Annotated in this window: 20 protein-coding genes; 8 read left to right on the top strand and 12 right to left on the bottom strand. The window is 62.9% G+C overall.

Annotation, left to right across the window (positions count from 1 at the left end):
• Window positions 1-7 precede the first annotated feature (7 nt).
• From AC1DX0_RS01950 to AC1DX0_RS01975, 6 genes are all read left to right on the top strand, one after another.
• Window positions 8-1,123 carry an ABC transporter ATP-binding protein gene (locus AC1DX0_RS01950; RefSeq protein WP_477220052.1) on the top strand — a complete coding sequence of 372 codons (1,116 nt, stop codon included), beginning with the start codon at window positions 8-10 and terminating at the stop codon, window positions 1,121-1,123.
• Window positions 1,124-1,212: 89 nt separating this feature from the next.
• Window positions 1,213-2,715 (top strand): GMC oxidoreductase, encoded by a 1,503-nt coding sequence (locus AC1DX0_RS01955; RefSeq protein WP_477354114.1) that lies wholly within the window; start codon window positions 1,213-1,215, stop codon window positions 2,713-2,715.
• A complete protein-coding gene (locus AC1DX0_RS01960; RefSeq protein WP_477220054.1) occupies window positions 2,712-3,473 on the top strand; it encodes a 3-ketoacyl-ACP reductase in 762 nt (253 codons plus the stop codon). Before AC1DX0_RS01955 ends, AC1DX0_RS01960 begins: the two co-directional genes overlap by 4 nt.
• A 12-nt stretch (window positions 3,474-3,485) precedes the next feature.
• Window positions 3,486-5,114 (top strand): GMC family oxidoreductase, encoded by a 1,629-nt coding sequence (locus AC1DX0_RS01965; protein WP_477220055.1) that lies wholly within the window; start codon window positions 3,486-3,488, stop codon window positions 5,112-5,114.
• Window positions 5,115-5,125: 11 nt separating this feature from the next.
• Entirely contained in the window at window positions 5,126-5,443 is a 318-nt protein-coding gene (locus AC1DX0_RS01970; RefSeq protein WP_477354117.1) for a Dabb family protein, read from the top strand.
• A gap of 89 nt (window positions 5,444-5,532) precedes the next feature.
• Window positions 5,533-6,756 carry an MFS transporter gene (locus tag AC1DX0_RS01975; RefSeq protein ID WP_477220057.1) on the top strand — a complete coding sequence of 408 codons (1,224 nt, stop codon included), beginning with the start codon at window positions 5,533-5,535 and terminating at the stop codon, window positions 6,754-6,756.
• Here AC1DX0_RS01975 and AC1DX0_RS01980 read toward each other — a convergent pair.
• From AC1DX0_RS01980 to AC1DX0_RS01990, 3 genes are all read right to left on the bottom strand, one after another.
• Window positions 6,753-7,598: an EamA family transporter gene (locus AC1DX0_RS01980; RefSeq protein ID WP_477354119.1), complete on the bottom strand. Its 846-nt coding sequence runs from the start codon at window positions 7,596-7,598 to the stop codon at window positions 6,753-6,755. The two genes, AC1DX0_RS01975 and AC1DX0_RS01980, sit on opposite strands and share 4 nt — an antisense overlap.
• A 7-nt stretch (window positions 7,599-7,605) precedes the next feature.
• Window positions 7,606-8,514, bottom strand: coding sequence for an endonuclease/exonuclease/phosphatase family protein (locus AC1DX0_RS01985; RefSeq protein ID WP_477220059.1), 909 nt, complete (start codon window positions 8,512-8,514; stop codon window positions 7,606-7,608).
• A 214-nt stretch (window positions 8,515-8,728) separates the two neighbouring features.
• Window positions 8,729-10,282 (bottom strand): cation:proton antiporter, encoded by a 1,554-nt coding sequence (locus AC1DX0_RS01990; protein WP_477354122.1) that lies wholly within the window; start codon window positions 10,280-10,282, stop codon window positions 8,729-8,731.
• Between the two features lie 124 nt (window positions 10,283-10,406).
• Here AC1DX0_RS01990 and AC1DX0_RS01995 point away from each other — a divergent pair, with 124 nt between their 5' ends.
• Window positions 10,407-11,033: a glutathione S-transferase family protein gene (locus AC1DX0_RS01995; RefSeq protein WP_477220061.1), complete on the top strand. Its 627-nt coding sequence runs from the start codon at window positions 10,407-10,409 to the stop codon at window positions 11,031-11,033.
• A gap of 193 nt (window positions 11,034-11,226) precedes the next feature.
• Here AC1DX0_RS01995 and AC1DX0_RS02000 read toward each other — a convergent pair whose 3' ends face one another.
• The 9 genes from AC1DX0_RS02000 to AC1DX0_RS02040 all read right to left on the bottom strand — a co-directional run bounded on the left by AC1DX0_RS02000 (window position 11,227) and on the right by AC1DX0_RS02040 (window position 21,967).
• The gene (locus AC1DX0_RS02000; RefSeq protein ID WP_477354126.1) at window positions 11,227-12,291 is read right to left on the bottom strand and encodes an ABC transporter ATP-binding protein; all 1,065 of its coding nucleotides are present in this window, start codon (window positions 12,289-12,291) and stop codon (window positions 11,227-11,229) included.
• 30 nt (window positions 12,292-12,321) lie between these two features.
• Window positions 12,322-13,113, bottom strand: a complete 792-nt coding sequence (locus AC1DX0_RS02005) for an ABC transporter permease (protein ID WP_477220063.1) — start codon at window positions 13,111-13,113, stop codon at window positions 12,322-12,324.
• Window positions 13,110-14,024: an ABC transporter permease gene (locus tag AC1DX0_RS02010; protein WP_477354129.1), complete on the bottom strand. Its 915-nt coding sequence runs from the start codon at window positions 14,022-14,024 to the stop codon at window positions 13,110-13,112. Before AC1DX0_RS02010 ends, AC1DX0_RS02005 begins: the two co-directional genes overlap by 4 nt.
• Before the next feature lie 78 nt (window positions 14,025-14,102).
• A complete protein-coding gene (locus AC1DX0_RS02015; protein WP_477354132.1) occupies window positions 14,103-15,209 on the bottom strand; it encodes an ABC transporter substrate-binding protein in 1,107 nt (368 codons plus the stop codon).
• 243 nt (window positions 15,210-15,452) lie between these two features.
• Window positions 15,453-16,625, bottom strand: coding sequence for an iron-containing alcohol dehydrogenase (locus AC1DX0_RS02020; protein ID WP_477354134.1), 1,173 nt, complete (start codon window positions 16,623-16,625; stop codon window positions 15,453-15,455).
• Between the two features lie 18 nt (window positions 16,626-16,643).
• Window positions 16,644-18,032: an aldehyde dehydrogenase family protein gene (locus tag AC1DX0_RS02025; RefSeq protein WP_477354137.1), complete on the bottom strand. Its 1,389-nt coding sequence runs from the start codon at window positions 18,030-18,032 to the stop codon at window positions 16,644-16,646.
• An 88-nt stretch (window positions 18,033-18,120) separates the two neighbouring features.
• Complete coding sequence (locus AC1DX0_RS02030) at window positions 18,121-19,491, bottom strand: glutamine synthetase family protein (RefSeq protein ID WP_172224395.1); 1,371 nt, start codon at window positions 19,489-19,491, stop codon at window positions 18,121-18,123.
• A gap of 92 nt (window positions 19,492-19,583) precedes the next feature.
• Complete coding sequence (locus AC1DX0_RS02035; protein WP_477220067.1) at window positions 19,584-21,125, bottom strand: amino acid permease; 1,542 nt, start codon at window positions 21,123-21,125, stop codon at window positions 19,584-19,586.
• Between the two features lie 23 nt (window positions 21,126-21,148).
• A complete protein-coding gene (locus AC1DX0_RS02040) occupies window positions 21,149-21,967 on the bottom strand; it encodes an N-formylglutamate amidohydrolase (RefSeq protein WP_477220068.1) in 819 nt (272 codons plus the stop codon).
• Between the two features lie 137 nt (window positions 21,968-22,104).
• Between AC1DX0_RS02040 and AC1DX0_RS02045 the strand changes: the two genes are divergently transcribed.
• Entirely contained in the window at window positions 22,105-22,932 is an 828-nt protein-coding gene (locus AC1DX0_RS02045; RefSeq protein ID WP_027030940.1) for a MurR/RpiR family transcriptional regulator, read from the top strand.
• Window positions 22,933-23,122: the final 190 nt, after the last annotated feature.

Here is a 23,122-nt window from a genome sequence, read left to right on the forward strand (position 1 = left end):
ACGACCCATGGCTTTTCTGGAAATTGATGGGCTGAAGAAGCGCTTCGGGAATGTTGAGATCCTGAAGGGCATCGATGTCGAGCTCGAAAAGGGCGGCTTCCTGGTGCTGGTCGGTCCGTCCGGCTGCGGCAAGTCCACACTGCTCAACACCATCGCCGGCCTGGAGCAGATCACCGAGGGCGAGATCCGCGTCGACGGCCGCGCCATCAACGATCTGCACCCTTCCAAGCGCGATATCGCCATGGTGTTCCAGAGCTACGCGCTCTATCCGAACATGACGGTGGCCGGGAACATCTCGTTTGGCATGGAGATGCGCGGCGTGCCGGCCGACGAGCGCCAGAAGGCGATCGACAAGGTGGCCAAGGTCCTGCAGATCGGCCACTTGCTGCAGCGCAAGCCGAGCCAGTTGTCCGGCGGCCAACGCCAACGCGTTGCCATGGGCCGGGCGTTGGTGCGCGACCCCAAGCTGTTCCTGTTCGACGAGCCTTTGTCCAACCTTGACGCCAAGCTGCGCGTCGACATGCGCATTGAAATCAAGCGCCTGCATGCCACGACAGGCACAACAATCGTCTACGTCACCCACGACCAGATCGAGGCGATGACGCTGGCGACCAAGATCGCCGTCATGCGCGACGGCGAGGTGCAGCAGTTCGGCACACCGGCCGAAATCTACAACAACCCCACCAACCTGTTCGTCGCCGACTTCATGGGCTCGCCGGCGATGAACCTGATCCCGGCGACCATCGCCACATCGGGCAATGCGCTGTCCGTCGTGCTGCAGCGCGAGGCACGCGAGCCGATCACGCTGCCGATGGCCAATGCGCCGGCGGGTCTCTCGGCATTCCAGGGCAAGCCGATCATCTTCGGCGTCCGCCCCGAAGCGCTGACCGATCCGGAAGGCGCCGAGCGCAATGCCTCGAACATCGCTACCGCCGAACTGCACATCGAGGTCGTCGAGCCGGCGGGATCCGATACCTTCGCCGTCACCAATCTCGGCGGCAAGGGCGTTGTCGCGCGGCTGCGCGCCGACGCCAACATCCAGCCGGGCACCAGCACGCCGCTCGCCTTCAACCTGACCAAGGCGGTGTTCTTCGATCCGGCGACAGAGAGCCGCATTCGCTAATGTATGTCGCCCAAAAATGGATCCGGTTTTGGGGCAACGACATGCATCAAAACAAAAAACCTAAAGCGCGTCGGGACGCGATTTAGGCCATGACAAATCCGGACATCGTCATCATCGGCTCCGGCATCGGCGGCGCCACGATCGCCTCCGGTCTGGCCGGCAGCGGTGCCTCCATCCTGATGCTGGAGCGCGGCGAGCCTTTGCCGGCAACCCCGCATGCGCGCGACACGCGCTCCATCTTCGTCGACGGCCACTACCGGCCAAAGGAGATGTGGCGCGAGGCCGGCGGTGCCGCCTTCAACCCCGGCAATTACTACTATGTCGGCGGCAATTCGAAATTCTACGGCGCGGTGCTGATCCGCTACCGCAAGGAAGATTTTTCGGCCATGGAACACTTTGGCGGCGTCTCGCCAGCCTGGCCATTTTCCTATGACGAATTCGAGCCCTGGTATTCCAGGGCCGAGCAGCTGTTTCGCGTGCGCGGCACGCTGGGCGAGGATCCGACCGAACCGTTCCACTCGATCCCTTATGCCTTCAAGCCGGTGCCCGACGAAGCGCCGATCGCGCGCGCCCGCGCCGAGCTTAGGGGACTCGGCCTGCATCCGGCCTCGCTGCCGCTCGGCGTCGACATCGACACCTGGTTGAAGGAAGGCAAGACCGGCTGGGACGCTTTCCCCAACACCGGCCAGGGCAAGATGGACGCCCAGACAGCACCGCTGGTGGCGGCGCTGAAGGACAGCAACATCCGGCTCGAGACCGGCTGCTATGTCGAGTATCTCGAAGCGGCACCCGATGGCAAAACCATCGCCGCGATCCATTACCGCCAGAATGGCGAGGCGAAGATAGTGTCGCCGAAGCTGGTCATTCTGTCCGCGGGCGCGGTCAATTCGGCCGTCATCCTGCTGCGTTCGCCTTCACCGGATGGCAAGGGCCTTGCCAATCGTTCCGACCAGGTCGGTCGTAATTTCATGAACCACAATTCCAGCGCCATGCTGGCCATCGACCCGCGCCGCAGGAACGATTCCGTCTACCAGAAGACGTTGATGCTGAACGACTATTATCTCTCCGACGGCAAGGGCGGCAAACCGCTCGGCAATGTTCAGCTTCTCGGCAAGATCGACGGCAACATGCTGAAGGCCAATGTSAAGYYSGYGCCRAAATTCGCRCTCGATTACATGGCCGGCCATGCCGTCGACTGGTACCTGATGTGCGAGGACCTGCCCGATCCGGAAAGCCGCATCATGGTCGACGGCAAGGACATCGTCATGCAGTGGCGGCGCTCCAACATGCAGTCGCTCGACGGGCTGACCAAGGTGATGCGCGAAAACTTCCGCGCCTGCGGTTATCCCCTTGTGCTGTCGCGCCCGTTCGACAAGCGCACGCCCTCGCACCAGTGCGGCACGGTCAAGATGGGCGACGATCCGGCGACCGCGCCGCTCGATCCGTTCTGCCGCGCCTTCGACCACCAGAACCTGTTCGTCGTCGACGGCAGTTTTCTGCCGAACTCGGCTGCGGTGAATCCGGCACTGTCGATCGCCGCCCAGGCGCTGCGTGTCGCCGACCACATCCGCAGGACGGAGCTTGCCGCATGAGCCGCCCCGCGGCCATCGTCACCGGCGGCGCGCGCGGCATTGGGCTGGCTTGCGCCGAGGCTCTGGCCGATGCCGGCTTCGACATTCTGGTCGCCGACCTTGCCGAACAGGCGCCTGATGGGCTGGCCGCCAACATCACAGCGCGTGGCGCGAAATTCGCCTATGGCAGCTGTGACATCGCCAATCTCGACAGCCACGCCATACTTGTCGACGCCGCCATCAGCGCCTTCGGCCGCATCGACTGTCTCGTCAACAATGCCGGCGTGGGCGCCGTGGTGCGCGGCGACCTGCTGGAGCTCAAGCCCGACAATTTCGACCGCACACTGGGCATCAATCTGCGCGGCACCGTGTTCCTCAGCCAGGCCGTCGCCAAGGCGATGCTGACCACCCCTGGCGATCATCCCCGATCGATCATCACCATCACATCGGTCAGCGCCGAGATGGCCTCGCCGGAACGCTCCGACTATTGCATCTCGAAGGCCGGCCTATCGATGTGGGTGAAGAACCTGGCGCTGCGGCTCGCCCCGGAAAACATCGGCGTGTTCGAGTTGCGGCCGGGCATCATCCGCACCGACATGACGGCAGGCGTGACCGCCAAATATGACGCCCTCATCGAAGGTGGACTGGTGCCGGCAAAACGCTGGGGCGAAGCGTCAGACATCGGCGCGGTGGTGGCGACGCTCGCTGCCGGCAAGCTCGGCTTTTCGACCGGCTCGATCATCAATGTCGACGGCGCGCTCTCCGTGCCGCGGCTCTGAACGGATGAAAAAATGACCGACTATATCATCGTGGGCGCCGGCCCGGCCGGCTGTGTTCTGGCCAACCGGCTGAGCGAGGATCCCTTGAATTCCGTGCTGCTGCTGGAAGCCGGCGGCAAGGACTGGCATCCCTACATCCATATGCCAGCGGGCTTCGCCAAGATGACCAAGGGCATCGCCTCCTGGGGCTGGTCGACCGTGCCGCAGAGAAACATGAAGGATCGCGTCTTCCGGTACACGCAGGCCAAGGTGGTTGGCGGCGGCTCCTCCATCAACGCCCAGATCTACACGCGCGGCAACGCCCGCGACTACGACGCCTGGGAGAAGGAAGAGGGTCTCGCCGGCTGGGGCTATCGCGACGTGCTGCCCTACTTCAAGCGCGCCGAAAACAACCAGCGCTACGCCAACGATTTTCACGGCGACCAGGGTCCGCTCGGCGTGTCCAACCCGATTTCGCCGCTGCCGATCTGCGAGGCCTATTTCCGCGCCGGCCAGGAGATGGGYATYCCCTTCAAYCCGGATTTCAACGGCGCCAGCCAGGARGGCGTCGGCTACTACCAGCTGACCCAGAAAGACGCCCGGCGTTCCTCCGCCTCGGTCGCCTATCTCAAGCCGATCCGCGCGCGCAAGAATCTCACCGTCAGGACCGACGTGCTGGTGACCCGAATCGTCGTCGAAAAGGGTCGCGCCATCGGCGTCGAGATCATCGACAAACCGGGCGGTCAGACAAAAATCCTGCGCGCCGAGCGCGAGGTGATCGTCTCGTCCGGCGCCATCGGCTCGCCCAAGCTGCTGATGCAGTCAGGCATCGGCCCGGCCGATCACCTGAAGTCGGTCGGCGTCACGCCGGTGCATGACCTGCCCGGGGTCGGCTCAAACATGCAGGATCATCTCGATTTGTTCGTCATCGCCGAATGCACCGGCGATCACACCTATGACAACTACGCCAAGCTGCACCGCACGGCCTGGGCCGGCCTGCAATATCTGCTTTTGAAGAAAGGACCGGTGGCCTCCAGCCTGTTCGAGACCGGCGGCTTCTGGTACGCCGACCCCACCGCCGCCTCGCCCGACATCCAGTTCCATCTCGGCCTGGGCTCCGGCATCGAAGCCGGTGTCGAGAAGCTGAACAATCCCGGGGTCACCTTGAACTCGGCCTTCCTGCGGCCGCGCTCACGCGGCACGGTGCGGCTGAAGAGTGCCAATCCGGCCGACCATCCGCTGATCGATCCCAACTACTGGTCCGATCCCTATGATCGCGCCATGTCGATCAAAGGGCTGCGGTTGGCGCGCGAGATCATGCGGCAAAAGGCGCTTGCCCCTTACGTGCTGCGCGAAGTGTTGCCTGGCCCGTCACTCGCCAGCGACGACGAACTCTTCGACTATGCCTGCCGCACCTCCAAGACCGACCATCACCCCGTCGGCACCTGCCGCATGGGCCATGACGACATGGCCGTCGTGACCCCGGACCTGCGGCTGCGCGGCATCGAAGGTCTGCGCGTCTGCGACGCCTCGGTGATGCCGCGTGTGCCCTCCTCCAACACCAATGCCCCGACCATCATGGTCGGCGAAAAGGGTGCCGATCTGGTGCTCGGCCGCGAGCCGCTGCCGCCGGCTGTGTTTTCCGGAAACCGGGCTGCTTAGGAGCAAAAAAGATGATCAGGCACTGTGTCTTCGTCAGGTTTCGCGACGATGTCCCCGACGGTGAGCGCGCGGCGATCCATGCCGACCTCGAGGCGCTGCGAAAGGTGATCGATGGCATGGACACCGTCCAGTTCAGCGCCAATGTCAGYCCYGAACCSTTCGCRCGCGGYTTCASSCATGGCTTCACCATCGAYTTYCGCGATGCCGCCGCGCGCGAYGCCTATCTSGTGCAYGAAGCSCATCGGCGCGCCGGCGCCCGGCTGGTGGCCGCACTCGAAGGCAGCACCGACGGTTTGATGGTCTTCGATCTCGATCTTACGAAAAAGTGACCGCCGGTTCTTCGAAAGCCGGCTGATCGCTGTTCTCTTTTGCTAACCGGGCGACATATCGTTGCTCCGGGGAGCCAAAGGAGGACGCCTTGAATCTCACTGCCGAGCAGAAGAAAACCGTTCTGGCCTCATTCCTGGGCTGGACGCTCGATGCTTTTGATTTCTTCCTTCTGACATTCCTGCTCACCGATATTGCGAGTGAATTCCAGACGGATGTCCCGGCAGTCTCAAAGGCATTGTTCCTGACCTTGGCAACGCGCTTCATCGGCGCGTTCTTCTTTGGCATGCTCGCCGACAAATATGGGCGCAAGCCCATCCTCATGCTCAACATTGTCAGCTATTCGGTGATCGGCGCGCTCGCCGCCTTCTCGCCCAATCTCGGCATTTTCCTCGCCTTGCGTGCCTTGTTCGGCATCGCCATGGGTGGCGAATGGGGGCTTGGCAGTTCGCTCGCCATGGAATCCGTCCCGCCCAGCGCACGCGGCATTGTCTCGGGCATCCTGCAATGCGGCTATCCGGCCGGCTACCTCCTGGCGGCCGTGGTCTATGGCCTGCTCTATCAGCAGACGATCGGCGGCTACACGATCGGCTGGCGCGCCATGTTCCTGCTCTCCTTCATCCCGGCGCTGATCGTGCTCTTCATCCGCTCGCACGTGCCGGAATCGCCTGCCTTCGTCGAGGCGCAGAAGGCACCCAGGCCTGGCTTGCTGGAAACGCTGCAGAAGCATTGGGGTGTCGCGCTCTATGCCGTCGTGCTGATGATGTTCTTCAACTTCTTCAGCCATGGCACGCAGGACCTCTACCCGACCTTCCTGAAGAAGCAGCACGGCTTCGATCCGCACACGGTGAGTTGGATCACCATCGTCGCCAATCTCGGCGCCATTGTCGGCGGCCTGACATTCGGCGCACTGTCGGAGAAGATCGGCCGCGTCAACGCCATCACGCTCGCCTGCGTGATCGCCCTGCCGTCGATCCCGCTGTGGGCCTACTCGACCACGCCGTTCATGCTGGCCATCGGCGCCTTCATCATGCAGGTCTCGGTCCAGGGGGCCTGGGGCGTCATTCCGGTGCACCTCAATGAACTCTCGCCCGGCGCGGTGCGCGCGACCTTGCCCGGCTTCATCTACCAGGCCGGCAATCTCGCTGCCTCCTATGGCGGTCCGTATCAGGCCGGGATCGCGGAAAGCGCCGGAGGCAGCTACGGCTATGCGCTGGCGCTCTTTGCCGGCGTGGTTGCCGTCTGCATCATCGTCGTCATCCGCTTCAGTCCGGAACGGCGTGGCCAGGTGATGACGGTTCTGGAGCGCAGCTAACCCAGCCGCAGCGCGATRACSCCGGCGACRATGCTGAGCGCGGCRGCACCGCGCCAGCCCGTCATCTTCTCGCCGAGCGCGWASACCGAGATCATCATGGCRAACAGGATCGAGGTYTCGCGCAGCGATGCCACMGAGGCGATCGGCGCYTTGGTCATAGCCCACATCACAATCCAGTAGGCGGCACCACTGAGCACGCCGGTGAACAGCCCGGCTTTCCAGTCGCGCGCCAGCACAGGCAGTGCCTTGGGCCCACGGAAGATGAGGCACAGCACCAGCGCGCCAAAGGCGTCGCAGATGAACAGCCAGGCGGCATAGCTCTGCGCGGTTGCTGCCAGCCGCGCGCCGCTGCCGTCCGAGAGCGTATAGCTGGAGATGAAAATCGAAGTGCCGAGCGCAAAGCCGACCGCGCGCAGATTGATCCGCTCCAGATGCGCGCCGCCGCGAAACGACATCACCAGCGTGCCGGCCGACAGTAGCAATATGCCGAGGATGGCGAACGGCGCCGGCATCTCCTGCACCACAACAACGCCGCCGAGCGCGGTCAGCAGGGGCGCCGTGCCCCGCGCCAGCGGATAGGTCTGGGCGAAATCACCGGCCTTGTAGGCGCCGATCAGGAAGGTGCGGTAGCCCATGTGGAAAATGACAGAGGCGATGATGTAGGGCCACACCTCCGCTTTCGGAAACTCGACGAAGGGCAGCACCACGAGGGCGGCGGCGCCCATGCCGAGCGTCATCAGCGTGATCGACAGAAAGCGGTCGAGGTGGACCTTGACCAGCGCGTTCCAGATCGCGTGCATGGCGGCGGCGGCAAGCACCGCGAAGAAGACGAAAAGCGTCATTTCGGGCTTACCGACCTCCCAAGCCGAGCGGCGGTTCAAGATCGACATCGATCCTGACCGGGAAGTGATCGGACGCCACCTCGCCTATATCAGATCCGACCGAACGCACTCGCCCGGCGAACATGCCGCCGACGAAACAGTGGTCGAGCCGACGCTTTGCCAGTCTGCCATCGATGATCTTCTCATGGGTGTGGAAGTCATCAGCCGATTCGATCGCCACCGCGGCGGCATCGACGAAGCCGTCGAGATAGGCCGCACCGCGATGATAGGGCGTGCTGCCGACGATGCGCCGGTATTCGGCGCTGCCCGGCTCCATGTTGAAATCGCCCATCCAGATCGCCGCCAGCGGGTTTTCCGGCTCGGGCTCGCCGCTGGTCCAGTTGCGCGCAGGCTCGTCGTCGGTACCGCTCCACGGCCCGCCGTCGGTGGGCGCGCGGCGGTGTTGCGCGAGCAGATAGTCGATCTGCTCCAGCCGCTCTTCGGCCGCGATATGCGCGAGATGCAGCGACAGTATCCGCACCGGRCCRGCSGGCGTGCGGATCATGCATTCGAGYGCYGCATTGCGGGTGTTGAGCGGCTGCAGAGTGCGGCGCATTGGCAGCGCATGCAGCCGCGACCAGACGATCGGCAACTTCGACAGCACCATGGTGCCGAACTGTCGGCGCCGGTTGACCAGGCGGCCGTCGCGCCGCTCGCTGGCATCCATGTCGAAGGCCGGGCCGTAGACCCAGTGATAGTCGGGCAGCAGGCGCGACAGCAGCTCCGGCTGGTCGTCGAAATTGCTGCGCTGCCAGTGCCGCTCGACCTCCTGCAGCGCAATGATGTCGGCGCCAGCAACGATCCGCGCCGCGCGCGAAAGGTCGTAGCGACCATCACTGCCGAACCCGTACTGGATGTTGTAGCTGACCAGCTTCATTGCTTATCCGGCTCACTTTCGGTGATGGCAGTAGCGGTTCAATGGATTGGTTGCAATGTGCAGGAGAATGGCAGCGGCTTGTGCCAGACGCCTCCCCCGCCCCTTGCTGCGCGATCATGCAACGATTCCGGGCCGCTTCGGTATCCTCCGCGCGCCGGAAAACGCCGCGAGTTTTTCGCGACACCATTGGGTCAGGTCTGCCCGGTGAACCGTCCTAATAGGTCGTCAGCGGCTGGAACCGGCCAGCCGGAGACGCCGCCAGTTCCGCCCAGTCGATCTCTTCCTCAAGCCGGTGATAGGCTTCATCGCCGATCGTACCGTTGCGGCGCAATTCCTCCAGCGTGTCGCGCTGGCGGTTGATGGCATAGAGACGCAGCCGGTCGTATTCGGTCGCGGCTTGAGCGTCCTCCGGGTTTTCCGCGATGACGCGCTGAGCTTCGTACTGCTCGCGCACGACAGCCGCCGCGGCCGATGTCTTGCGGCTCAGCACATCGAGTGCTGCCTGCATGATGGCAACGCGCGCCTGCGCCACTTCGCGATCAACGGTCGTATCCGGGTCGAAGTTGAGTATCCGCAGCAGAGGCTTGAGCGTCATCCCCTGCAGCACCAGCGTGCCCAGAACCACGGCAAAAGCGGCAAGCACGATCGGGTCGCGGCCGGGAAAGCCGGCCGGCAGAGCAATGGCCACCACCAGCGTCACCAGCCCGCGCATGCCGCACCAACCGACGAGCACGGCGCCGCCAAATGTCGGCGCATCCCGCCTTGCGTCTTCGCTGCCGAAGCGGGAAACCCACCGAATGATCGCAACGTAACTCGCCACCCAGACGAGACGCGCCACGATGACGACGACGAGCACCGTGGCGGCGAACAGAAAGGCCTGGCCTTGCCCCTCGCCCGAAAGCCGGCCGACGATYGAYCGYGCCTGCAGGCCCATCAGCACGAARGCCAGCACGTTGAGCACGAASACCGCCGWCTCCCASACCGAATAGGTGCTGACGCGCCGCCTTGCCGACATGTGGCGTGGCGCCCGGCGTGCAAGCGTCATGGCGTAGACGACGATGGTGATGATGGCCGAAAGGCCGAGCTTGTCGGCCAGGATCCAGACCCCGAAAGTTCCAGCGAATTGCACCACCGTGCTGCTCGCCGCATCCTCTATCTTCGTGAGCGTCAGCAGCGAGAAGCGGCCAAGCAGATAGCCGGCGATGAGGCTGCCTATGGTGGATAAAAGGATCGTCGGAATGGCGTTGCTCAGCATGATCGTGCCGAGCGCCGCCGAAACCGCCAGGCGGTAGATCAAGAGCGCTGTGGCATCGTTGAGCAGGCTCTCGCCTTGCAGGATGGCGGTGATGCGGTGCGGCACCTTGAATTGCCCTAGCACGGCGGATGCCGCCACCGCATCCGGCGGCGCGACGATGGCGCCGAGCGCGATTGCCGCGGCTATCGGCAGGCCGGCCATCTTCCAGCCGACGAAGGCAACCACGACAGTGGTGAAGACGACGGCGCCAAGCGCCAACAGCGCCAGCGACAGCCGGTAGCGCTTGAGGTCGCGCAGCGACGTGTCATAGGCGGCATCGAGAAGCACCGGCGCGATGAACAGGGCAAGCGCCAGTTCCGGATCGATCTCGATCGTTGGCGCGCCAGGCACGAAGGCAATCGCGACCCCGGCCAAGGCCAGCAGGGACGGATAGGGTATCTCCAGCCGCCGCGACAGCGCCGTCAGCGCAACGGCTGTCAAAAGCAGGATAAGGGTGAGTTCAAAAAGAGCCATGGGCTGTTACTTCAGTGAGACGGGATTGCCGGCGCAGATATACCTGCAGGATGCGGTGGATTGGCCATCAAACTCAAGCCCTCTGGCCATACGCCTCAAACCACCTCTTGCCGTACAACACGGCATGATCCTCATCGGCCAATATGACTCGCCTTTCGTGCGCCGTGTCGGCATCGCGCTGACCCTCTATAGCATCGCCTTCGAGCACCGTCCGTGGTCGGCCTTCGGCGATGCCGATGAGATTCGGCCCTACAACCCGCTGACGCGGGTGCCGACCCTGGTGCTGGACAATGGCGAGGTACTGATCGAAAGCCATTTGATGCTCGACTATCTCGATAGTTTGGTCCCAGCCGATCGAAGCATGTTTCCGAAGACGGAGCCGGCGCGCCATCAGGCGCTGAAGGTGTCAGCCCTGGCCACCGGGCTCGGCGACAAGGCGGTGAGCCTGTTCTACGAGAAGCGGCTGCACGAGAAGGTCTCCGACGTCTGGGCCGGGCGCTGTCGCACGCAGATCGAGGCCGTGCTTGCCGTGCTGGAGGCCGACCGTGCCAAATGGTCGACACCTTACTGGTTCGGCGAGCGCATCGGCCATGCCGATATCGCAGTTGCCGCCGTGCTGCGCTTCATCGGCGAGGCGCATCCAGTGCTCATTGCGCTGGCTGACTTCCCGGCGCTGGACGCGCACGCGGCACGAATGGAAGCCCTCCCGGTCTTTCAGGAGATATCACAGCCGTTCATCGCACCGGCTTGAGAGCGCCCACTTTTGGACAGGCTCCGGGTGTGCTGAGATTCAGGTCAGGCCGAGCCGGAGTCGAGACGGGCGCGAAGCGACCAAACTGGGTGGCTTCCGAGAACCGGAGCGGAGTGTACTTTTGGGTACGTGAGCACCGGAAGCACAGGAAGCCGCCATTTGCAGGCCGGCCTCACCTGAATATCGGCACAGCCTAGTGCAGCACCAGCATATCGTCGGACGAGAACGAAATCTCGGCCTTCTCGCCAACGGCGGGTGGCGGCGTCGCCGGGCTGTTGAACGTATCGAGCGAGACCGTATTGCCGCCGATGCCGACGCGGACGCGGATCACCGAACCAAGGAAGTGCACTTCGGAAATCTCGCCGGACAGGCTGGAATCGCGGCCAGGCTGACGGCCGAGTGAAATCGCTTCCGGCCGCAGCGCCAGCGACAGCGTGTCGCCGGACTTCGAGCCGTTGAGCTTGCCCTTGAGCGAGACTTGCTGCGTGTTGACCTGCACCGTGCCGGCCGCGGCATCGGTGACCTTGCCCTCGAGCACATTCAGCGTGCCGACGAAATTGGCGACGAATTTGGTCGCCGGCCGGTTGTAGATCTCGAACGGCGTACCAACCTGCTCGGCCTTGCCGCCATACATGACCGCGATGCGGTCGGAGATCGACAGCGCCTCTTCCTGGTCATGGGTGACGAAGATGGTGGTGATGCCGAGCTTCTTCTGGATCGAACGGATTTCTTCACGCAGCGAGACACGGACCTTGGCATCCAGCGCCGACAGCGGCTCGTCGAGCAGCAGCAGCTTCGGTTTCGGCGCGATCGCACGCGCCAGCGCGATACGCTGCTGCTGGCCGCCCGAGAGCTGGTAGGGGTAGCGGTCCGCCATCTGCGGCAGCTTGATGATACCCAGCATCTCGGCAACGCGGGCGTCGATGTCCGCTTTGGGCATGCCGGCGACCTTCAGGCCGAAACCGATGTTCTGCGCCACGGTCAGGTTCGGAAACAGGGCATAGGCCTGGAACACCATCCCGACATTGCGCTGATTGGGCTTCAGCCTCGTAATATCCTTGCYGCCAACGACGATCTTGCCGGCGCTCGGCTCCTCGAAACCCGCGACCATGCGCAGCACCGTTGTCTTGCCGCAGCCGGATGGTCCGAGGAAAGAGACGAATTCGCCACGTTCGACGTCGAGATTGAAATCCTCGACCACCGTGGTGGTGCCGAAGGATTTCCGAACGTGCTGGATGGAGAGGAACGGGTCGGCCATGGTGTTGTTCTTTCGATCAGTACTTTTCGATCAATTGGGGCGGTTCGCCGATCTCGGCGCAAAGCGGGACAATATCTGGATCAGCGACATGCAGCCCCAGGTGATTGCGAAGGCGATGATGGCAAGCGCCGCCGGTTCATAGGCGCGGTTGGCGCCGATGTTCTGCAGATAAGGGCCGAAGGCCGGACGGTTGAGCAGGCTTGCCATGGTGAACTCGCCGATAACGATCGCGAAGGTCAGGAATGCACCCGACAACACCGCGATCAGCACATTGGGCAGGATAACCCGGGTGATGATCGTCCCCCAGCCAGCGCCGAGAATCTGCGCCGCTTCCGTCAACGTACGCACGTCGATGGTGCGAAGCCCGGTGTCCACCGCGCGATACATATAGGGCAGCGCCAGCGTGGCATAGCCGATGACCAGCAAGGCATTGGTGCCCGTGTCGGTCGCCAGGAAGGGCAGCGGCGAATTCGAGCCGTACATTCTGATGTAGCCGAAAACGATGACGATGGCCGGGATGACCAGCGGCAGCAAGGTGATGAACTCGACGATGGGGCGCAGCTGCGGCAGGCGCAACCGGATCCAGTAGGCGGCGGGCACCACGATGAGCACGCCGAGAATGATGGTGAAGACGGCGGCAAGCACCGAATAGCCGAAGGTCGCCTGGAAGCGTTCGTCACCCAGCACGACCTTGTAGGCGTCAAAGGAATAGGCGCCGCGCCGCATGCGCATGGAGAACTCCACCGTCGCGATCAGCGGAATGAAGAAATAGGCCGCGCCCAGCGCGAAGACGACCCAGGCCCAGAACTTGCCAGCCTTCATTTGAGCCACCTCTCGGAACGGGTGCGGAACCAGATGTAGAAGACATTGGCAAGACCGGTGATGAGGATCATGCCGAAGGCGATSGCATAGCCGAGATGRGCATTGTGCAGCACGTCGCCACGGATCTGGGCATAGAGCAGGATCGGCACGATGTTGAGCGACGACCCGGTCAGCGCATAGGCGGTGGCGATGGCGCCGAAGGCATTGGCGAACAACAGGATCACCGTGCCGAGGAAGCTCGGCCAGATCACCGGAATGACCACCAYGCGCCAATACTGGGACATGGTCGCACCCAGCGTTGCGGCGGCCTCGCCCCATTCCTTCTTCAGCCCGTCGATGGCCGGCACGATGATGACCACCATCAGCGGAATCTGGAAGTAGACATAGGTCAATGTCAGGCCCCAGAACGACAGGATGTTGAAGCCATGCGCGTAGATGTTGAGACCGAACAGCGTGTTCAGTATCACGGTCGCAAGGCCGAGCCGKCCRAGTGTSGCRAGGAAGGCGAAGGCCAGCGGYACGCCSGCRAAATTSGAGGCRACGCCGGAAAASGTYAGCGTYGCCGAGCGTATCCAGTCCGGCAGGCCGCCGCGTACGATGGCAATGGCAATCGCCAGCCCTGCAAAGGCGCCAATCAGCGATGAAGCAAGGCTGACCTTGATCGAAATCCAGTAGGCGGCAACGATCGACGGCTGCGCCAATGCAACTATGTTTTCGAGTGTGAATTCACCAGCATCGTTCTGGAATGCGCCCAGCATCAGGTAGAGCGTGGGCAGGATCAGGAACATGATGGCGAAGATGAAGAAGGGCGCAACGCCGAGCCATTGCGTCGGCAGCCTCATGCTGCGCGCCTCGGCGGGAGGCGCGGTCTTCCCGGAAACAGCGTGGTCGGACATTGAGATATCGGTCATGCGCCGGCTACCGTCTTCGAGAGAAAGACTTCGAGAGAAAACCGGGCGGCCGTGAAGCCGCCCGGTCGATTTCAACTGTTACTTGACGTTGGCACCGACAACGGCGTCCCAGTTCTTGGTGATGGCTTCCTTGGCCTTGCCCTGCTCGTCGAGCGTCGGGAACACCGCGGCCGCGTAGGACTCAGCCGGCGGCAGCTTGGCCAGCACGTCCGCCGGAATCTTGCCGTTCTTGGCGAGATCGTTGAAGCGGATCGGGTGGCAATAGCCCTTCAGCCAGGCGATCTGGCCTTCGTCGGAATACAGGTATTCCAGCCAGAGCTTGGCTGCATTCGGATGCGGCGCGTAGGCGCTGATCGCCTGCACGTAGACACCGGCGACGACACCGGTCTTCGGCACGACGACGTCGACGGGCGGGTTGCCCTTCAGCGTGTCGCGGCCGGCGAGCGCGTTGTAGTCCCAGGTGACGAGGATCGGCGTCTGGCCYTGRGCCAGSGTCGCSGSCTTGCCGATGACCGGCACGAAATTGCCGGCGGCRTTGAGCTTCTTGAAGAAGTCRAGGCCAGCGGTGCCGGCAGCTTCACCAGCAGCCGCACCCGTCGACAAGCCGGCGGCATACACCGCCTGGATGGCCTGGTTCGARGCGCGCGGRTCRCCGGCAAGAGCSACCGWGTTGGCGAATTCCGGCTTCAGCAGGTCWGCCCAGTCCGTCGGCGACGTCTTCACCAGGTCCTTGTTCACCTGGAAGGAAAGCACGCCGTAGTAGTCGCCCGTCCAGAAGCCGTCGGCATCCTTGGCGCTGTCGGGGATCGAGTCCCAGGTCGAAACCTTGTAGGCCTGGATCAGACCGTCCTTCTTGGCGGACGGACCGAAGGACAGACCGACGTCGATAACGTCGGGCGCCTGCGGGCCCTTATTGTCCTTGTTGGCCTTGATCGCCTCGACCTCGTCGCCGGAACCGGCATCGGGGTTGAGTTCGTTGATGGTGATTTCCGGATACTTCGCCTTGAAGCCGGCGATGACGTCGCCGTAACCGCACCAGTCATGCGGCAGCGCGATGGTGGTGAGCTGGCCTTCGGCCTTCGCGGCCTTGACGAGATCGTCCAGCGAAGCGGCGGACGAAATCACCGACGACACCATAAGGGTCGCGGCCGAAAGGGAAAGCACCTTCCCCGTGAATTTGAACATGTGTTCTCTCCGTTGAACTGACGCCGTTGGACGCCTGCGATGCGGTATCGTTTTCATGTGACAGCCAGATGAAAGCTTTGTGAAACCGGCTGCTCGCAGTGCGAAAAAGTAAACTCTTTTTAACCGGTTGTAGCAATCGCCTCGCGATTCTTTTTCCGGCTAATTAGTTTGTGCCTTGCCCTTCATCCCCTCCCCTTGTTTTTCTACCCCTTTTTCAGATCAATTTCCTATGCGGAAAGCGTCTCAGACCGTGCCGGCGATGGCGTTTTCGAGCAATGTCAGCGCCGCCTTCTTGGTCAGCTTGACCGGGTTGCCACCGGCGGTAGGATCGACCACCGCCATATCCGCGATCAGCGCCTTGCGCTTCTTGTCCATGTCGAGCCCCTTGATCAGGCCCGGCAGCGCGTGCGGCACCTTCAACTCCTTGCGCAGCTTGATGATCGCCTTGGAGAAGCCGTCAAAGCCGCCCTTGATGCCGCAATAGGCGGCGAGCCGGGCAATACGCTCCTCGATGGAGTCCCGGTTGAAGGCGAGCACATAGGGCATGAACACGGCGTTGGTCATGCCGTGATGGGTATCGTAGAGCGCGCCGATCGGATGCGACAGCGAGTGAATGGCGCCGAGCCCCTTCTGGAAGGCGGCGGCGCCCATGGCSGCCGCACTCATCATRTGGGCGCGCGCGACAAGGTCCTTGCCGTTGGCATAGGCCTTGGGCAGGTTCTCGAACACCAGCCGGACACCTTCGACGGCAATACCGTCGGCCATCGGGTGGTAGCCCGGTGCGCAATAAGCCTCGAGGCAATGGGCAAGCGCATCCATGCCGGTGCCGGCGGTGATGAAGCCCGGCATGCCGACCGACAGTTCCGGGTCGGCGATGACGATCGCCGGCAAAAGCTTCGGATGGAAGATGACCTTCTTGGTGTGCGTCTCCTCATTGGTAATGACGCCGGCGCGGCCGACTTCCGAGCCGGTGCCGGCCGTGGTCGGCACCGCGATGATCGGTGCGATCGCGTCCGAATTGGCGCGCGTCCACCAGTCGCCGACATCCTCGAAATCCCACACCGGCCGCGTCTGCCCCGCCTGGAAGGCGATCAGCTTGYCGAGATCGAGCGCCGAGCCGCCACCGAAGGCGATGACGCCGTCATGCTTGCCCTTCTTGAACACGGCGATGCCGGCGGTGAGGTTGGACTCGACAGGGTTCGGCTTCACCTCGGAAAACACGCCATAAGGCACCTTGGCATCGTCGAGGATTTTCAGCGTGGAAGCGACGACCGGCAGCTTGGCCAGGCCCGGGTCGGTGACGAACAACGGCCGCTTGATGCCGGTTGCCGCCAGCACCTCGGGCAGCTCGTTGATGCGCCCGGCGCCGAAGCGAACGGTGGTGGGATAGTTCCATTTGGAGATCAGCTTGGACATTGCTTGTCTTTCAAAAAATCAGATGGCTTCGCGCAGGTGGAAGGATTTCGGCCGGGTCAGGTTATCGTAGCCGATGGCCGACAGTCCCGCACCCTTGCCGGTGTCCTTGACGCCGGTCCAGACCAGCGCCGGATCGAGATAGTCGCAGCGGTTCATGAACACCGTACCGGTYTCGATGCGGTYGCCGATCGCCACCGCATGCTCGGTATCGCGCGTCCAGATCGAGGCCGTCAGGCCATACTGACTGTCGTTCATCAGCGCGATCGCCTCCTCATCGTTGCGCACCTTCATGATGCCGACGATCGGGCCAAAACTTTCCTCGCGCATGACGCTCATCTGGTGGTCGACTTGCGTCAGCACCTCAGGCGCCAGATAGGGCGAGCCGGCCTTGTCGTTGGCCACCTTCATGTTGATGTGCGCCACCGCACCTTTGCGCAGCGCTTCGGCCTTCTGCTCGCGGATCAGGTCGGCGAACCGCGCCTGCGCCATCGGCCCCATCGTCGTCGCCTGTTCCAACGGATTGCCGACGACATAGTTCTTGGTCTCGGCGATGAAGCCCTCGACGAACTCGTCATAGACCTTTTCATGCACATAGACGCGCTCGATGCCGCAGCAGCATTGGCCGGAATTGTAGAAGGCGCCGTCGACCAGATTGGCGACCGCATGGTCCAGTTTGGCGTCAGGCAGCACATAGGCCGGATCCTTGCCGCCAAGCTCGAGACCGAGCGTCATGAAGGTGCCCGCCGCCGCCTTTTCAATGGCACGGCCGCCGCCGACCGAACCGGTGAAGTTGACATGGTCGATCTTGCCCGAGCCAAGCAGCTTCTCGGTCTGGGCATGGTTGAGCACGACATTCTGGAACACGCCCTTGGGCAGCCCGACCTTGTCGAAAGCCTGTTGAAAACGCTCGCCGACCAGCAGTGTCTGCGCAGCATGTTTCAGGATAACCGCATTGCCGGCCATCAGCGCCGGCACGATGGTGTTGACTGCGGTGAGATAGGGATAGTTCCACGGCGCGATCACTATGACGACGCCGAGCGGATCCTTCTTCACGTAGCGGCGAAAGCCGTCCTTCGGGTTGGAGGCCGGCACGGATTTCAGCGCCTGCTCGGCGATCTCGACCATGTAAGTGGTGCGTTCCCTGACGCCGCCGAACTCGCCGCCATAGCGCACCGGACGCCCCATCTGCCAGGCGATCTCCGGCACGATCTCGTCGGTCATCGCCACCAGCGCCTCGAGCATTGCCAGCATGTACTTGCCACGCTCGACGATCGGCGTCTCGGCCCACTTCTCCTGCGCCGCCTTGGCGCGCTCGACAGCGGCGTTGATCGCCTGGTCCGTAGCCACGGGCCGCTCGGCATAGATCGAGCCATCGACGGGGGATATCAACTTGACCGTTTCGGTCATTCYTTCAGTCCTCGCACTTCATGAAATCTTGATTTTGACGTCGCCCGCCATTCAGACGATGGCTAAGGGAGGGCGACGCCGACATAGTCTAGTACCGCTCGAAACCCCTGTGCAGTTCCCAATCCGTAATGCGGCGGTCGTATTCGAACTGCTCCCACTTGGCGGTGTGGACATAGTGCTCGAGCACATCCTCGCCGAGCGCCTCTTTCAGCATCTTCGACTTCGCCAGCGTTTCGGTGGCATCGCGCAACGTCTTCGGGATCTCCGGCAGGCGCGAGGCCTGATAGGCATCGCCGACGAACGGCTTCTGCAGTTCGAGCTTCTCGTCGATGCCGGCAAGGCCGGCGGCGATCAGCGCCGCGAAGGCGAGATAAGGGTTGAGGTCGGCGCCGCCGATGCGGCATTCCATGCGGATGCCCTTGGTGCCCTCGCCGCACAGTCGGAAGCCGGCGGTGCGGTTGTCCTCGCTCCACATGATCTTGGTCGGCGCGAAGGTGCCAGCCTGAAAGCGCTTGTAGGAGTTGATGTAAGGCGCCAGGAACCAGGTGAATTCCTTGGCATATTTGAGCTGACCTGCCCCCCATTGCTGGCCAAGCGTCGACAGCGTCCAGTCCGCCTTCTTGTCGAAGAATAGAGCCGTCTTGCCGTCGGCGCTCCACAGCGAATTGTGGATATGGCTGGAATTGCCGGCGAGCCCGTAATTGTACTTGGACATGAAGGAGATCGCCTTGCCCTCGGACTCGGCAATCTCCTTGGCGCCGTTCTTCAGGATGACGTGGCGGTCGGCCATCTCGAGCGCCTCGGCATAGCGCACATTGATCTCTTCCTGGCCGGGGCCCCATTCGCCCTTGGAGTTCTCGATCGGAATGCCGGCCGCATCCATCTCGTTGCGAAGCCGGCGCATGACCCCTTCTTCCTTGGTGGTGATGCCGATCTGGTAGTCGCCAATATAGGGCGAAGCCGTGTCGAGACCCTGCCAATGCTTCTTGCGGGCGGAATCGTAGGTCTCGTTGAACAGATAGAATTCGAGCTCGGAGGCGAAATAGCCGATATAGCCGCGCTCCGTCAGCCGCTTGACCTGCTTCCTCAGGATGGCACGCGGCGAATGCGGCAGGTCGTCATGGGTGTGGTGGTCGAGCACGTCGCAGATCACCAGCGCCGTCTTTTCCAGCCAAGGAATGCGCCGCAACGTCGCCAGATCCGGCTTCATGACGAAGTCGCCATAGCCCTTCGACCAGCTTGCCGCCTTGTAGCCTGGCACCGGCTCCATATCGATGTCGGCGGCCAGCAGATAGTTGCAGCCATGCGTTTCGTCATGCGCGGAATCAACGAAATACTGCGCCAGGAAGCGCTTTCCGGCCAATCGTCCCTGCAGGTCGACGATGCAGGCCAGCACCGTGTCGATCTCACCGCTGGAGACCGCTTTCTTCAACTGATCGAATGAGAAATTTCCGGCCATTCCTTTGGCACTCCAGCGCTTGTCGTTTCGGGCTTGTCATATTGAACGGAAAAAACCGTGGCGAGCGAGCCCGCCACGGTTTGATTGGCTGTTTAGGCGGATTCGCCGACGGCCTTTTCGGCCGCTGCGATGGTCGCCGTGCGCTTGGCGATTGCCGCCTCGCCGATGGGCGGCCCCTGGAAGCGGCGATTTTCAACGGCGAACCACAAGACAATGAGCAGAACGATCAAGCCGATGGCATAGTTGATCAGGATGTCGAAGGGCGGCTGGATGCCGGCATACATCAACACCAGAACACCGATCACCGTGATCACAGCGAACGGCTTTGACCAGATGCCGAGCCGGAACGGCCCGAATTCGGTCCAGCTCTTTCCTTCCGCAAGAAGTCCGGCTGCGATCGGCATGGCGTAGGAGACATAGAGGAAGAGAGCGCAGCCAGCTGCCAGCGCCGCGAAAGCCGGCGAATAGAGCGTGGCGGCAATCGACAGCACGACGCCGAGCCAGATGGCCGGGACGGGCGTGCGCCAGGTTGGCGAAACCTGCTTCCACAGAGATGAACCCGGCAGACCTCCGTCACGCGAAAAGGCGAAGATCATGCGCGAGGTCGAGGTGAGCCCGGCCAGCGCGCACAGATAGTTCGCCAGCACGATGGCGATGCCGAGCAGAGCCTTGAGCCAGGTTGGCGCCGGCAGATTGTTGAACAGGTTGAACCAGGCATTGCCGCCGTCCTTGGCGGTCGCCACGAGATCGGGGCTGGCAAGGACGAAGGAGACCGCCATGATGAAACCGAAGACGAGAGACCACAGGACCGCGTGGATCATGCCTCTTGGCACGGCGACGCGGGCATTGTGCGTTTCCTCGGCGGTATGCGCCGAGGCGTCGAAGCCGGTGATGGTATAAAGCGGGTAGAGAAGGCCGATAAGGAAGGCCACAAGTGCGGTGCGGGCCGTCGGAACATAGGCACCGCCGGGATCGCCGGTCGTGTTGACGAAAGTCGTCAGCCGCGAAAGATCGAAGCCATGCGCGCCCCAGATCAGGAAGGTCAGCGTCAGCACGACCGCAACGACGAGGATGAGGTAGCCGGAAAAGTCCGTCAACATCGTCGTCGTCTTGATGCCGAGATGATTGAAGAGGCCTTGGGTTACGGTAATCATGACGACTGCCGCCGTCTGCTGCCAGAAGCCCCAGCTCGATGTGTCCCAACCGAAGATCGGGCCCGCTACGAGCCCTTGAAACAGCAGGTAGACGCCGACATTCACCGAGGCGACGACGAAGATCAGGCCGAGCAGGTTGATCCAGGCCGTGGCCCAACCCCAGCCGCGTCCGCCCAGGATCGACGACCAGTGATACAGGCCGCCGGCTGTCGGATAGGCTGATCCGATCTGGCCGAGGGAAGCCGCGACCACGAGCGCAAAGACACCGCCGATTACCCAGCCGATGGTCGCCTCGAAACCGCTGCCGGTGGCCATCGCCAGCGGGAATGACGTGATGCCGCCAGCCAGAATGCAGATGATCGAGAAGGAAATGGCGAAGTTGGAGAAGCCGCTCATGCGGCGAGACAATTCCTGGGCGTAGCCCATACTGTGAAGGATTTTTGTGTCCTCCGACTTGTCAGAATGATCCGGTGTTGTCATGTCAGAATTCCCCTTATTGGTTCTTAGCTGGCCGATTGAACTGACTTTCCGACTACGCTTCGTCGAGAGCCCTTGGCCTCCTCTGGCTCCAGATCCGAAAAAATGCCCGTGAGCAGATCCGCCCATTTCCGCTGCCCGGTCTCGCCGGAGATTTCATCGTTGCGGATTTCGATCATGGCGCAGGGCAGCCCGCGCGAGCGTGCATGCCGTTCCAGCGTGAAATAGACGCGGTCATCAGGCGAATAGGGTTCGTTGACGCCGACGGTGACGCCGGCAAGCCGCTTGAGCGCCGATATCAGCGGCGACGCCAGCCGCTGATCGTCATCGTGGATGATGCCGATATGCCAGGGCCGGTTGCGGCCCTTGTAGACCGGCGTGAAAGAATGGACGGAAACCAGCCGGGTCTCCTGGCCGCGGGCCAGCCGCTCCTCGACGATGCCTTCGATGGTGCTGTGAAACGGCTGCCATGACAGGGCGACCCGCGCCGCAAGCTGTTTTTCCGACAGGCCGGTATTGCCTGGTATGGCTGTCGTCTCGCTGACCGGCGGCACCAGGTCCGGCGCATCGAGCGGCCGGTTGCAGTCGACGACCAGACGCGAAATGCGGGTTTCGACCAGCGTCGCATCGAGCGCATGCGCCATGCGCGTTGCCACCGGCAGCGCACCCGGATCCCAGGCGATATGGCGGGACAGGTCCTCGGCGGCAAGACCGAGCGTGCCGAATTCGGCGGGCAGGAAATTGGAAGCGTGATCGCAGGTCAGTACGAACGGGCTCGCTCCGCGTGGGTTCGTCACCCCCACGGAATCAGGCGATGCAAGGCTGGTACGCCGCGCTGTCTCCATAGTCCTGCCGTCCCCGGGGAGCGCTGTACCGTATGTTACGTATTTTGTATCATTGCGTCCCTATGGATGATTTCATACAGTTTGCCCGGCTTTGTCAAATGCGATCTCAGGGGGCGGGCCAACGGGTGGGGGAAAAGATGATTTCCAGCATTGCCGAACTGATCGCCGACCGCATCGGCACGATGCCGGCCAGCGAACGGCGCGCGGCGCAGACGCTGATCGCCAGCTATCCGATGATCGGCCTGAAGACGGTCGCCGAATTCTCGACCGCGGCCGGCGTCTCCTCGCCGACGATCCTACGCTTCGTGGCTCGGCTCGGCTTCCAGAACTATCCGGAATTCCAGTCGAGCCTGCAGGACGAACTGGCGGCGCAGCTGCAGTCGCCGGCGATACGGACGCTCAACCCGCCCTCGCCCGGCGGCGGTACAGTGTCGCCAATGCTGGAAGCGACGCTCGACAATATGCGCGAGACCTTCCGCCACCTCTCCGACAAGCAGCTTGCCGACATCGCCGCACGGCTTGCCGACCGGCGGGGCAAGACATTCCTCATCGGCGGCCGCTTCACCGACCCGCTGGCGCGCTACATGGCCGCCCACCTCGCCGTCATCCAGCCCGATGTCTTTCATCTCGCCGGCCAGGAGAGCATGTGGCGCGACCGGCTGATCGACATGGGCAAGCGCGACGTGCTGGTGATCTTCGACATCAGGCGCTACCAGGACAGCCTCGTGCGCTTCGCCGAGAAGGCGCATCAGCGCGGCGTGCAGATCGTGCTGTTCACCGATCAGTGGCTGTCGCCGATCGCCCGCTTCGCCCGCCATGTCATCGCCGGACGGACCGCTGTGCCGTCGGCATGGGATTCCTCGGCAGCACTTTTCGTCGTCGCCGAAACGCTGATCGGCGCCGTCACCAGGCAGCTCGAGGCCGACGGCGCACGGCGTATTCGGGAAATGGAAGGGCTGCGTTAAGCGGGCTCCGCGCAGTCTCATCCACCCCAAAGCAAGCGTGCGGACATCACGTTACCGCGATTTAATGTGCACGATTGCGTGATAATTGCCATAAACCGATGATATCGGGAGTGGGAGTGGCCGGTTTTGCCCCCCAGCCCTTGTCGTCGCTGCATCCACTTCCACTTGGAACCAGCAGAACGATTCTTGC

This window comes from Mesorhizobium sp. P3_A9, assembly GCF_056402975.1.